This is a genomic window from Halorussus gelatinilyticus (genome assembly GCF_023238445.1).
GTDB lineage: Archaea > Halobacteriota > Halobacteria > Halobacteriales > Haladaptataceae > Halorussus > Halorussus gelatinilyticus.
Genome location: NZ_CP096658.1, coordinates 2075819 through 2089013, shown reverse-complemented (window position 1 = coordinate 2089013; position 13195 = coordinate 2075819). Strand labels below are relative to the sequence as shown.

At 68.8% G+C, this 13195-nt stretch carries 10 protein-coding genes; 2 read left to right on the top strand and 8 right to left on the bottom strand.

The annotated features are described in order from the left end of the window. Positions 1-35 precede the first annotated feature (35 nt). The 7 genes from M0R88_RS10695 to M0R88_RS10665 form a co-directional block, all read right to left on the bottom strand. Positions 36-1313 (bottom strand): DUF58 domain-containing protein, encoded by a 1278-nt coding sequence (locus M0R88_RS10695; RefSeq protein WP_248653499.1) that lies wholly within the window; start codon positions 1311-1313, stop codon positions 36-38. Next, positions 1310-2134, bottom strand: a complete 825-nt coding sequence (locus M0R88_RS10690) for a DUF7269 family protein (RefSeq protein ID WP_248653498.1) — start codon at positions 2132-2134, stop codon at positions 1310-1312. The genes M0R88_RS10695 and M0R88_RS10690 overlap by 4 nt, the downstream gene beginning before the upstream one ends. Next, on the bottom strand, positions 2131-3183 hold the full coding sequence (locus tag M0R88_RS10685) for a DUF4129 domain-containing protein (protein WP_248653497.1): 1053 nt from the start codon (positions 3181-3183) through the stop codon (positions 2131-2133). The genes M0R88_RS10690 and M0R88_RS10685 overlap by 4 nt, the downstream gene beginning before the upstream one ends. A 188-nt stretch (positions 3184-3371) precedes the next feature. Continuing rightward, positions 3372-4997 (bottom strand): hydantoinase B/oxoprolinase family protein, encoded by a 1626-nt coding sequence (locus tag M0R88_RS10680; protein ID WP_248653496.1) that lies wholly within the window; start codon positions 4995-4997, stop codon positions 3372-3374. Next, positions 4994-6985 (bottom strand): hydantoinase/oxoprolinase family protein, encoded by a 1992-nt coding sequence (locus M0R88_RS10675; protein ID WP_248656696.1) that lies wholly within the window; start codon positions 6983-6985, stop codon positions 4994-4996. The genes M0R88_RS10680 and M0R88_RS10675 overlap by 4 nt, the downstream gene beginning before the upstream one ends. 246 nt (positions 6986-7231) lie before the next feature. Continuing rightward, positions 7232-8071, bottom strand: coding sequence for an ABC transporter permease (locus M0R88_RS10670; protein WP_248653495.1), 840 nt, complete (start codon positions 8069-8071; stop codon positions 7232-7234). Next, positions 8068-8982, bottom strand: a complete 915-nt coding sequence (locus tag M0R88_RS10665; RefSeq protein ID WP_248653494.1) for an ABC transporter ATP-binding protein — start codon at positions 8980-8982, stop codon at positions 8068-8070. The genes M0R88_RS10670 and M0R88_RS10665 overlap by 4 nt, the downstream gene beginning before the upstream one ends. Before the next feature lie 232 nt (positions 8983-9214). Between M0R88_RS10665 and M0R88_RS10660 the strand changes: the two genes are divergently transcribed. Continuing rightward, positions 9215-9508, top strand: a complete 294-nt coding sequence (locus tag M0R88_RS10660) for a PadR family transcriptional regulator (protein ID WP_248653493.1) — start codon at positions 9215-9217, stop codon at positions 9506-9508. A 98-nt stretch (positions 9509-9606) separates the two neighbouring features. Here the strand turns inward: M0R88_RS10660 and M0R88_RS10655 are convergent, their stop codons facing one another. Then, entirely contained in the window at positions 9607-9756 is a 150-nt protein-coding gene (locus M0R88_RS10655; protein ID WP_248653492.1) for a hypothetical protein, read from the bottom strand. 172 nt (positions 9757-9928) lie between these two features. Between M0R88_RS10655 and M0R88_RS10650 the strand changes: the two genes are divergently transcribed. Beyond that, positions 9929-12178, top strand: coding sequence for a type II/IV secretion system ATPase subunit (locus M0R88_RS10650; RefSeq protein ID WP_248653491.1), 2250 nt, complete (start codon positions 9929-9931; stop codon positions 12176-12178). The last annotated feature ends 1017 nt before the right edge of the window (positions 12179-13195 follow it).

Sequence of the window (13195 nt, the reverse complement as noted above, 5' to 3'; positions counted from 1 at the left end):
TCCCGTCACGCTATCCCACCAGTCGGTATCGCTCATCAAGCGACACCTCCTGTCACTCTCGCCATCCGAGCCAACGCGACGCCCAACTGCTCGTCTACGTCCCAGTCCACGACGCGGATGCCGGCCTGCCGGAGCTTCGAGACGCGATGCTTGCGCTGGGTCCGGGCGAACCGCTGGCCCGCGGTGTCGGTCGCGGTCGGGTCCGGGCTGACGACGGTCACGAGGTGGCCCTCGGCGTCGAGCCTGCGGGCGACATCCGGCCCGAAGTCGTCACAGAGCGGCGTGACGAACACGACCTGCGTCGAGGCGGGCAGGCGCTTGCGAATCTGCTTGAGCCGCGTCGTCGGGTAGAACATCCCGTCGCCGGGCGTCGGCGCGAACGCGGGATGGGTCGCGAGCAGGCTCCGAGCGCGGGCCTGATGGTCGTGGCCCGCGCCGGGCGCGAGCCAGCACGACTCGGGACCGAGCGAGGCCAGTCCCACGCGGTCGCCCGCGTCCAGGAGCTTCGTGACGACCTTCCCCGCGGCGTCCACGCCGTACTGGACCGCGTTGCGCGACTCGGCGTCCCGAGACAGATACGCCTTCTCGCGGGTGTCCACGAGGACGACCACGCTCGCGGCGCGCTCCTCGCGGAAGTCGATGGTCGTGACCTCGCCCGTCCGCGCGAGGCGGTTCCAGTCCACCCGCGAGAGCGGGTCGCCCGGCCGGTACTCGCGGGTCGCGTGGAACTCGACGCCCGACCCGCCCGCGTCGGTCGTGACCCGGCCGGTGTACTGTGTGGTCTGGGCGCGCAGCGGCACGTCCACGGTGGTTCCCAGCTTCGGGACGCACCGGAGTTTGGTCTCGGTCTCGACCTCCTGTTCGACCTCGATGGCACCGCTGAAGTCCCGGACGATTGCGGTCGCGGGGTCGAACTCGTGGTCGCCGCGCTCGGCCTCGACCGCGTAGGTCAGCGTCGCCGACTTGCCGGGCCGGAGCGCGGTCCCGAGTCTCGCGGAGCCGGAGACGACCGGTAGCGCGTCGGGCACGCCGTCCACGACCCGGACGTCCGCGAGCATCGAACCGCCGACGTTCTCGACGGTGAGTCGCACCTGCACCTCGTCGCCCGGCAGGGGTTCCCCGTCGCTGACGGTCCGCGTCACGTCGAGGGCCGGTTCGGGCGTGCCCGCGGTCCGGGCGTAGGCCGCGAACGCGACGCCGACGACGCCCGACAGCAGGACCAGCGGCCGACTGAACAGGACGCCGAGCGCGCCGGCCAGCAGGGCGACGCCGCTGATGCCGCGCCAGCGATTGGTTCGACGAATCGACTTCACGCTTGGGCCTCCGTTCGGTCCGAGTCGGTCGCTCCGTCGGAGGCGTTCGCTCCCCGGTCGGGTCGGTCGGTCCCGGCGTCGGTCGAATCGGCGCTCGTCGCCTCGCTCTCGCGGTCGGCCGAACCGCGGTCTCCGGAACCGACGCCCGTCGCGTCGTCGCCGAATCGGTCGTCAGCGTCGGCCGATTCGTCGTCGTTCGCGTCGCCTTCGTCCGACTCGCCGCCGTCGCTCTCGCCGGCCGCGTCGGGTTCGACGCCCGCTTTTCGAGCGATGGCGTCGGCGGTCCGGCGAATCCGGTACTGGAACCGCGACTCGGTGCTGGCGGCTATCTTCACGCGGTCGAACAGCGGCGGCGAGGGGACGTCGCCCTCGCCGAGGAACGCCGCGGCGTGGGGGTCGTCGGTCCACGTGCCGGCCTCGACGCGCTCGCGGGCCGCCTCGCGCGAGCAGTTCTCCCGGTCGGCGACGGCGGTCAGCGCCGCGCTTTCGAGCGTCTCGCGGAGGTCGGCCCGCTCGCGGATGAGGACTCGGCGCGGTCCCGAGCGCAACTCGGCGACCGACCGGTCGAACTCGTCGCCGGGCGTCGGCATCGCTTCGACCGTCTCCACGTCGTCGGTCTCGGCGGCGTGCAGGTCGGTCGTCATCCGCGAGCGACCGATTCGCAGGGCCTGCACCAGCGCCAGCAGGCCTATCACGGTGACGGCGGCGTACCCGGTGCCGATTGCGGCCGCGAAACCGGGGACGAACATCATCAGCAGGCCGACCGCGACCGTGACGATACCGACGGTCGTCAGAATCGGGTGGCTGCTCTGCTCGCTCACGCGGCGTCACCTCCGGGTCCGGAGTCGCTCCCGTCGGCGGCGTCGTGGTCGCCTCCGCGGTCGGGGGCGGACTCCGCACCCGCGGCGCGTCCGCCGCGAGCGGACGCGCCGCGGCCAGCGTACTCGCGTTCGATGCGCCGGAGGGCGTCGAGCGCCTGCTCCTCGCGTCGCTCGGTCGGCGACTCGCCGCCGTATCTGACCTCCTCGAACAGCGTGGTGAGGCGGTCCACGTCCTCGCGGGCCATGCCCGCCTCGACCGCGGCGGCCGCGAACTCCGAGGGCGTGCTGGAACGGGGGTTCGGTACGTCGAGGTGGTCGGTCATCTCGCGCCACGCGCGGAACACCTCGTTGTCCACGTCGGTCGTCGTCTCGATGCGGTCTGCGGCCTCGCCCGCGGCCCGGCCGACCGCGCGCACGTCGGTTCCGTCGTCGGGCTCCGCGAACTCCTCGTCTTCCTCGGGGTCCTCGCCGCTGGAGGAGACGAACAGGAGCGCGACCGCGGCGAGGAGGGCGACGCCGAGTCCGGCCAGCAGGAGGACGGAGGGGTCGGTGACGCTCGTCCCGGTCGAACCGCCGGGCGCGCCGCTCCCGCCCTCCGGCACGAGCGAGACGTTGCCCTTCTCGAAGAACGAACTCGTGGCGTTCTCGGCGGGGTCGCTACAGACGGTGAGCATGGCGTGGGCGAACAGCAACGGGATGCCCACCGGTCCGGCGTAGGCGACGACGCCGAGACCGCCGAGCCGTCGGTAGGCGACGTACGCGCCGCCCGCGAACCCGGCGACGATGAGCGCGATGGCCCACCACGAGTCGAGGAACGGGTAGCACGGGAGTTGCAGCGGCGGCGCGACGTCGCCGCTCGACGACTGGTTGCCCAACTCGAAACTGGGCTGACTGCCGTTCGGTGCGCCCGCGTCGGAGTTCGGCTGGCCGACGCCGAACCCGCCCGAACCGTCGGTGACGACGGCGGAGTTCAGCGTCGCGGCGGCGACGCCGATGGCGACGACCGCCAACAGCGCGAGTACGACGGGGCGTACGGTATCACGGTCCACGGAGGTAGGTAGCAGGATTGATAACTTAGAGGTTCTGCCTTCTTCCCGGAGATTGCCTTCGCGTGGTCGTCGGAATTTCCGTCGGCGTCGGCGGTTCTGCCGCCGCTGTCGGAGTCGTCGCTGTCGGGGCCACTGTCGTCGGAGTCGGAGAAAGACGCGTTCTACGTCCGAAACCCGTGTCTTCTCAACTACTCGTCGTCGCCGACCTTCCCGTCCCGGCGGTCGCGCTCGCTGGCTTCCGATTCGCGCTCGGTCGGGTCGCCGTAGCCGCCACCGCCGGGCGTCAGCACCGTGACGGTCGTTCCGGCCGCGACCTCGCGGGTCGTCTTCGCGCCGACGCGCTCGCCGCCGATGCGGTTCTCGCCGAGCGCGCCCGGCCCGCCGCCGTCGAGGCCCTGCGGCGCGTGACGGCGGCGCTCGGTGAGCAACGAGACGGTGGCGTCGGTCTCGACAGTGACGGCTCGCTCCAGCCCCAGTCCGCCGCGGTGGCGGCCCTCGCCGCCGCTGTCGGGCCGGAGCGCGTATCGTTCGACCCGGAGCGGGTACTCGGCTTCCAGCGCCTCGACCGGCGTGTTCAGCGTGTTGGTCATCCCGACCTGCACGCCGTCCATGCCGTCCTTCGTCGGGCGCGCGCCCGACCCGCCGCCGATGGTCTCGTAGTACGTGAAGTCGCCGGCCCGACTCCCGATTATCAGGTTGTTCATCGTGCCCTGTCCCTCCGCCGGCACGCGCTCGGGCACCGCCTCGGCGAGCGCGCGGAACACCACGTCGGTCACGCGCTGGCTGGTCTCGACGTTGCCCCCGACCACCGCGGCGGGCGGGTCGGGGTTCAGGAGACTCCCCTCGGGCGCGCTGACCGAGACCGGGGCGTAGCACCCGTGGTTCGGCGGGATCTCCGGGTCGGTGACCGACCGGACCGCGAAGTAGACCGCGCTCTTGGCGACCGCGAGCGGCGCGTTGAGGTTGCCCGGCACTTGGTCGGCGGTCCCCGAGAAATCGACCGCGAGCGACGCGCCGTCGATTTCGACCGTCACCGCTATCGGCACGTCGTCGTCGGTCACGCCGTCGCCTTCGAGGAAGTCCCGTGCGCGGTACTCGCCGTCCGGCAGGTCCCGGAGTTCCGCCTCGACGCGCTCGCGGGAGTAGTCTATCACGGCGTCGAACGCCGCGAGCAGGCGGTCGCCGTGGTCGGCCAGCAGTTCGCCGACGCGCTCCTCGGCGCGGTCGTTGGCCGCCAGTTGGGCGCGGAGGTCCGCGCGGCGCTCGTCGGGCGTCCGGACGTTCGCCAGCAGCAGGTCGAGCACGTCCTCGTTCACCTCGCCGCCCGCGACGAGGCGGACCGGCGGCAGGCGCAGGCCTTCCTGATAGATTTCTCGCGCGCCCGCGGGCATGCTCCCCGGCGACATCCCGCCCACGTCGGCGTGGTGGGCGCGCGAGACCGCGTAGCCGACGATTTCGCGGCCCGAATCCGCGGCCGCGGATTCGGGCGCGAGCGGCGAGACGAGCGTCACGTCGGGCAGGTGGGTCCCGCCCGCGAAGGGGTCGTTGACGACGAACGTGTCGCCGGGTTCGGGGTCCAGTTCCAGCACCGCCTCGACCGCCTCGGGCATCGCGCCGAGGTGGACCGGAATGTGTTCGGCCTGCGCGACCATCCGGCCCTCGTCGTCGAACAGCGCGGTCGAGCAGTCCTGTCGCTCCTTGATGTTCGGCGAGTACGCCCCCCGAATCAGGACTCGGCCCATCTCCTCGGCGACGCTCTCCAGTTGGTTCCGGAGGATTTCGAGTTCCACGGAGTCGATGTTGCTCTCTGTCATCGCTCGCCCTCCGTCAGCACCAGCGTTCCGTCGTCTTCGACCGTCGCGTGCCACTCCGGCGGCACGACCACGGTGCTGTCGTCCTGCTCGCAGACGGCCGGCCCCGCGAGTTCCCGCCCGGCCGCGAGCGCCTCCCGGCGGAAGACGGGCGTCTCGCGGACCTCGCCGCCGAAGTCGGCCTCGCGCTCGCCGACTCGGGCCTCGCCCGCGCTCTCGTAGGCCACCGCGGGCGTCTCACGTTCGACGGTCGCCCGCACGCGCAGACCGACGAGTTCGACGGTCTCGTCCATCCGGTAGCCCGCGGCGGTCTCGTGGACCTCGTGGAACCGCTCGGCCACCGTCGCCGGGTCGAACGACTCGCCGACCGCGACCGACTGTTCGAAGCTCTGGCCCGCGTACCGGAGGTCGGCCTGCCGCGAAATCGCGGCGGCGTCGGGGTCGCGCAGGCCCGCGCGGGCCTCGTCGGCGAGGTCCGCCAGCACGTCCTCGATTGAATCGGCGTCCGCCGCCGCGAGCGTCGTCCGGTAGGTCCGAACCGCGTCGCGGGTCTCGTCGGCCGCCAGCAGGCCGAACGCCGAGAGGACGCCGCAGGCCCGCGGGACGACGACCCGGCCCACGTCGAGGCGGTCGGCGAGCGCCGCGGCGTGCATCGGTCCCGCGCCGCCGAACGCCGCCAGCGCAAAGTTGCGGGGGTCGTGGCCGCGCTCGACCGTGACCGCCCGGACCGCCCGCGTCATGTTGGCGTTCGCCACGCGGTAGACGCCGCGGGCCGCCTCGACGGGTCCCGCTAAGTCGGCCTCATCGGCGAGGTCGGCCAGCGCCTCGCGCGCCGCGTCGAGGTCTAAGGAGAGTTCGCCCCCGAGCGCGGTGTCGTCGCCCAGATAGCCCAGCACGGCGTTCGCGTCGGTGACGGTCGGCTCGGTCCCGCCCTTGCCGTAGCAGGCCGGGCCGGGGTTCGCGCCCGCCGACCGCGGCCCCACGCGGAGCGCGCCGCCCGCGTCCACCCACGCGACGCTCCCGCCGCCCGACCCCACGGTCGTCACGTCCACCATCGGGACGCCGACCGGTCGGTCGGCGATTTCCGCCTCGGTCGTGCGCTCCACCTCGCCGTCTCTGACGAGGCTCACGTCGCTGGAGGTCCCGCCCATGTCGAAGGTGACGAGACCCGCGGCGTCGGTGGCGGCTTCGGCGGTCGCGTCCGCGCCGTCGTCTCCCGCGGCCGCTCGCCTCGCGGTCGCGTCCGCGCCAACCACGCCCGCCGCGGGACCCGACAGGCAGGTCGTCACCGCGTGTTCGCGGACGGTGGCGGCGTCGGCGATGCCGCCGTTCGACTGCATCACGAGCGGGGCCGGGAGTCCGACCGACTCGGCGCGCTCGACCAGTCGGCCGAGGTAGGCGTCTATCTTCGGCGTCACGTAGGCGTCCACGGCGGTCGTCGCGGTGCGCTCGTACTCCCGGAACGCCGCGAGGACCTCGTGGGACGCCGAGACCGGCGCGTCCAACTCCTCGCGGAGGATTCGAGCCACGGTCCGTTCGTTCTCGGGGTCGGCGTAGGCGTGGAGAAGGGAGACCGCGACGCTCTCGGCGTCCGAGTCGCGGATTCGGTCCGCGACCTCGCGGACCGAATCCGCGTCGGGTTCGCGCTCGATTCCCTCTGGCGTCGTACGCTCGCTGACCTCGAAGCGCCTGCGCCGGGGGACCAGCGGGTCGGGCTTCTCGGCGTCCAAATCGTAGAGCGCGGGCCGGTCTTGGCGACCGATTTCCAGCACGTCGCGGAACCCCTCGGTCGTGACGAGCGCGGTGCGCGCGCCGTCGGACTCGAGGAGCGCGTTGGTCGAGACCGTCATCGCGTGCGAGAAGGCGTCGATGTCGTCGGGGTCGAGACCGGCGCGCTCGCAGGCCTTCCGGATGCCGTCGAGGACGCCCTCGCTCTGGTCGTCGGTCGAGGGGACCTTCGCGGTGACGAGATCGTCCTCGGCGGTCAGCAACGCGACGTCGGTGAAGGTGCCGCCAACGTCCGCGCCGACGCGGACGCGGTCGGTCGCGGTCCGAGCGCCGTCGTTCGCGTTTCGCGCCGCGTCCCTCTCCTCGCTCACGGTCGCCACCCTCCGAGAGCTTCGTCGCTGTCGCGGTGAGTCATGGGTTCGTGATGCCGCTACAGGCGGTAATAACTGGTGTTTGCGGAAGGCCGAGCGGCGAGAACGGGCTGCCAGCGAACGGACCGAAGCCGACCGCTACCCGATGTCGGCTCGCTCGAATCGCCAGTAGCCCAGCGCCACGGGGACGACCAGCCAGAGCGCCAGCACCACGAGTCCGAACCAGTTCTGGACGTAGAACGGGGTTCCGGAGCCCGCCAGCGTCTCCGGCGCGACGTACGGCCCGAACCCGGAGAAGACGATGTCGGACGCTCGGGTGTAAGCGGTGTTCGGGTTGACGATTTGGGTGAAGTAGTACCACGCCGGAAGCCCGGTCGTCGGATTCGGAAGGCCCCCTTCGACCAGATAGTAGGCACCGAGGGGAACGAGGTCCCAGAGGACCTGAAACAGGAAGAACGCGCCGACGGCGAGCGCCATCGCCCGCGACCGCGTCGCCGCGAACGACGAGGCACCGATTGCGATGCCGACGTACGTGAGTCCGAAGGCGACGGTCAACAGCGTCAACAGCGCCAAGTCGACGACCGGCAACTCGCCGAACAGTGCGAGCATGGTGACGGCCGCGCCCGCGAACGCGACGACGATGCCCGCGGTCACGACCGCGGTCCGGCCGACCAACTTGCCGAACACCACGTCGGCGCGAGTGTGGGGCAGGCCGAGCAGAATCTTGATGCTCCCCGACTCCCGTTCGCCCGCGATGGCGAGGTAGGCCACGACGAGCGCGGCCAGCGGGATGATCAGCGACGACGGCGCGGTCAGGAACTGCGTGGCGCTCGGGAGACCGGGCGTATCACCGAGGACCGCCTTCCGGACGTACACTGCACCCGCGGTGAACAGCAGGAAGATGGCGGTGATGACCCACAGCAGCCGCGAGCGCACCGCGTCCTCGAAGTCCTTCCGGGCGACGACGAGCCAGCTCACGCCGTGACCCCCTCGGTGGTGTAGGCCGCGAACAGGTCCTCCAGCGAGGCCTGCGTCGTCGAGATGTCGGTGACGGTCGCGCCCTGCTCCTCGACGCGGTTGATGATGGCGGACTTCGCGCTGGGGTCCGAGACCGTGACCCGAATCGAGGTTCCGCCGGCCGTCACGTCGTCGACCGCCTCGATGCCGCCGAGGTCGAGGTCGTCGGGCACGCGGTCCACCGTGAGTTCGAGCGTCGAACCCGACCCGACCGACTCGCGCAGGCCCTCGATGGTGTCCTCGGCGACGAGGCGACCGCCGCTCATGATGCCCACGCGGTCGCAGACCGCCTCGACCTGTCCGAGGATGTGCGACGAGAAGAAGACGGTCGTGCCCCGAGACGCCTCCTCGCGGACCAACTCGCGCATCTGGCGCGCGCCGTTGGGGTCGAGTCCCGACGAGGGTTCGTCCAGAATCAGGAGGTCGGGGTCGCCGACCAGCGCCATCCCAAGCGCGAGCCGCTGGGCCATCCCGGTCGAGTAGCCCCCGGCCTTCCGGTCGGCGGCCTCGGGTTCGAGTCCTACGCGGTCGAGAATCGCGTCCGGGTCGTCGTCGGTCCCCTTCGAGTCCACCGCGAATTCGACGTGCTTGCGCCCCGAGAGGCGGTCGTAGAGGTCGAACCCCTCGGGCAGGATGCCGATTCGCTCGTGAATCCGTTGGGTCTCGTCTTGGGCGTCGTAGCCCAGCACGGTCGCGGTACCCTCCGTCGGTCTGATGTAGTCGAGCAGGACGTTGATGGTCGTGGACTTGCCCGCGCCGTTCGGGCCGAGGTAGCCGAACACCTCGCCCTGCTCGACGGTGAGGTTCAAGTCCTCGACCGCGACCACGCTCCCGAAGCGCTTGGTCAGCCCTTCGGTCTCGATTGCTGGCATAGTTGGCTCATCGACACGACACCGTATAGTATTTTTGAGAGGACGCTATCGGGTCGGGCGAACTGACGGCGAGCGCGAGTGTGCGCCGCGAATGGACAGCTCAAAGGCATAAATGACGATTCACAGATGTTTGTCTGACACTTGTTTCAGACCGAAACGGGGAGTATTATTTCATAATTGCCCGAACACTTATTAGATTACGGAATATCTTTGAAGGAGAGGGGAGAGATTTATGCACGATTTGACCGGCTTCCAGCGTGACCTACTGTACGTCATCGCGGGGTTAGACGAACCGCACGGCCTCGCCATCAAAGACGAACTCGAATCGTACTACGAGAAGGAGATTCACCACGGCCGACTCTACCCGAACCTCGATACGCTCGTGGACAAGGGGTTCGTGGAGAAGGGCCAGCGCGACCGCCGGACCAACTTCTACACGCTGAACAACCGCGGCGAGCGAGAGCTCGACGCTCGCCGCGAGTGGGAGAGCCAGTACCTGACGGAAGAACTGGAAGCGGTCCAGTAGCGGACGGACGTGGCCCTGTAACGGACGCGGCGCGTCGCAGGCGACGAACGTTCCGGCGTAGCGGGGAACCGCGCTCTCGCGGGGCCTCGGGGGCGTCGCTACCGACCGCCTCCGAGGCAGTTTTCGCAGACGGCGACTCGTGCCCGGAGCGGTGCGTCCGTCGTTCGGTCGGGGATGTCGATGTGGGTCACCGGCACGTACCCTCGGCAGTAGGTACAGCGTTCTATCGCGGCCGCTTCGTCTGGCATACCCCTTCCTTATCCCGCCCTTATTCAAGCGTTTCGCTCGTGCGAGTCCCGAAACGAGAGCATTCGTGACGACGGCCGTCCGGTTCGACGGATGGTCCCGCTCGTCGTCCGGCCCCAAATTCCGAGCTTCGATTACTAAGTTTTAAATTACATCGCGCGCCGAATCAGTCGTATGACCGACTCGCAGGGCCGCGCCGCCGACGCCGCCGGGACCGGCGACCCGCCGACCGGCGACTCGTCGCTCGGTCGCGTCCCGCCGCCGAAACCGCCCGACGACGCCGACGCGTGGTACGCGCCCGAGGTCCGCTCGCAGTACGAACTCCACCCCGGCGTCGTCGCCACCATCGCGGAGACCGAAGCCGGGTTCGACTACCGCGTCCGAGAGCCCACCCTCTCGCCCGCGGGCGGAGACGCGCTCGACGCCATCTTCGACCACTTCGCCGACGCGAACCTCGCGCGGCCGCTGACCCGCGAGGCCGCCCAGGAACGGATGGCCGCCGGCTTCGACCCGAAGTACCGGCGTATCGTGGACCGGCTGACCGACCTGCCGCCCGAGGCCCGACGGCGCGTCGAGTACCACGCGCTCCGTGACCTGCGGTGTCTGGACGAGTTGACGCCGTTGGCGTTAGACGAGGGCATCGAGGTCGGCGACACCGCGGGCGAGTACCTGGTCGTCCACACCGACGACTACGCGCCCGCCGACACCGACTGCCCGGCCGACGCCAGGTTTCTGGAGCGGTTCGCCAGCGAGCGCGTCGAGACCCACACCGTCGATTTCCGCGAGTTTCAGGTGCCGGTCGTCGTCTACCGCGAGCATCTGCTGGCCAACGACTCGTTCACGACGAAGTACGCCGTGCTGGAACCCGACCTCCTGCCGGGCGACGAGGAGTTGATTCAGGAGTGCAAGGACCGCATCTGGGAGACCAACGTGGACGGCGTGGTCGAGGACCGCGCGGGATTCGTCCGCGAGCGCGCCCGGACCTTCCTCTCGCGGCGATTGACGGCGCGGAATACGCGGGCGTGGCTCGACGCTGCGAGGTATCGGGTCCGGACCGCCTTGGCGGAGTACGACTTGGCGGTGCCGCCCGTGGACCGCCGATTCTCGACCGACAGGCTCTCGGACTTGGTGTACTACGTGATGCGCGATTTCGTCGGCCACGGGAAACTGACGGTACCGATTCGGGACGACCTGCTGGAGGACATCGAGGCCAACCGCGTCGGCGAGCGCATCAAGGTCGTGCCGCGGGGCCGGGAAATCGGCCACGGCGAGCGCGCCCCGACCAACCTCGCCTTCGAGGACGAGGAGACGTTCGCCAACGTCGTCACGCAGATGGCCGCCAGCGACGGCACGGAACTCAACGCCTCGAACCCGAGCGCGAAGGTGAACCTCCAACCGGAGGGCGTGCCCGAGGAGGTCACGATTCGGGCAGCGGTCGCGCTCGGGGTCATCAGCGAGAACGGGCCGCACATCTCCATCCGGAAGCAGGCCCCCGAGGCGATGACGCCCGTGGACCTGCTGGACTCCCAGAGCCTCTCGACCGAAATCGTGACCCTGCTGTGGCAGGCCTACGAGCATCACGGCGTCGTGCTGTTCTCCGGGCCGACCGGCACGGGTAAGACGACGCTCATGAACTCGCATATGCCGTTTATCCCGTACCGTGACCGACCGATTTCCATCGACGAGGGGTCGCGGGAGGTCAGACTTCCGCACGAGACCGGCGTCTCGCTGACGACGCGGGACCACGAGAGCGACTACAAGCGCGTGACGATGGCCGACCTGATGACCGAATGCAACTACCTGAACCCCGACGTGGAGGTCATCGCCGAAATCAACACGCCCGCGAGTTTCCAGACGTTCGCGGAGAGTTTGAACACGGGCCACGGCATCATCGGGACCACCCACGCCGAGGACGTGGAGAAACTGGTGAACCGCGTCATCGAACAGGGCCTACCGCCCTACCTCCTCCGCGAGCTGGACCTCGTGGTGTTCCCGCGGAACGTGGACGGCGAGCGCTACGTCGGCGAAGTCGTGGAACTGCTCACCGAGTCGGAGTTCGCCGACCTCGACGCCGAACGGGCGCGCTGCGGTGCCATCGAGAAGGACGAGACGACGGTCTACTGGAACACCGTCGCGTGGCGCGACACGGAGGGCGAGTTCCACCTCGCGGGCGAGACGGACCACGCGGGGGCGAACGGAGATGCGGCAGGGGACGCACACCGGTTCCGGTTCCTCGACAGACTCGCCGAGCGGACCGACCGCCCCGTCGAGGAAGTCGAGGCCGAGTTCCACCGCAAGCACCGCTACGTCCAGTACATGGCGCAGGAAGGGATGGACGACTTCCAAGAGTTGTTCGCGTTCCTCGCCGATTTGCGCAACGACGAGGCCGCGACCGTCGAGCACGCGAAGCGGAAGCAAGTATGAGGGCATTGACCGCTGTTCTTCTGGCTAAAACGAACGACGTACCGTCTCTCGGTCAACGAACTACGCATCGTCACAGGACGCCGTATCGACGAGAAGTTCTGGAGTGCCCTCACACGAAGTGAGGGTAATTACGCCCGTCGCCGAACAGGGCTGTTCCGTAATCTCCCACTCGACCTTTTGCTTCAGCGACGGGCTCGGGTCATCCACGCTCCCCGTCAGCCGATACGCGTTGGTCGGGACCGTTCGTTCGAGTACTGTCGTCGTCCGTCCAGCCAACTGAACCGACTCCGCAATCGGGTCAGAGTCAGTCTCTCGGGTAAGCTGTACCCAAATCTCTCGGCTCTCCTGCGTCGCGTTCGTCACGGTGATTCGAACCGGTGTCTTTGAGTCGCCGAAGGGGACCGACTGACATCCCGCGAGGGAAACGACTCCAGTCGTACTCAGGGCGAGAAATCGACGTCGAGTAAGTGGAGGGTACATAGCTGATATGATTTGGAGCAGTAGAAAAACGTTATGTTAACTCTCACCCTCTAAAATGTTATGTCTATCGGATGCTCACGACATCGAAATCGGTGAACCCACCGATAACGTTGGTCTCTTGGAAGGCGGTTCCGGCCCACGATGGGTCTTCCTTCCGGAGGTGCTGCCATCCGCGAACGTGTACGGTTTCACCACTTTCAAGCCCAAGATCGTTCGCTTAGGCAAGAACGATGGACGGGAATACCGTGTGTCTGATCTGGAAGCTGGACGAGTGTGAGAACACGGAGTGCTGTCCGCGGATAAAGAGAACGACGTGTTGGTTATCGACTCGTTCGCAGGTCGGACCGTCCTCAGATGGGACACCACGTAATCGGCGTACACGGGGGAAGAATCACCTCTTGTTCACCTCCGGCGTAACGTCGCTCCTTCCGATAATTAATATTTTATATTTATTTTATCGTGTCGTGATTAGTATGCCACGTAGAGGGTGTATCTCGTTGTTCGCTATCGGCGGAACTCCGAAGCAGTATCGACCGG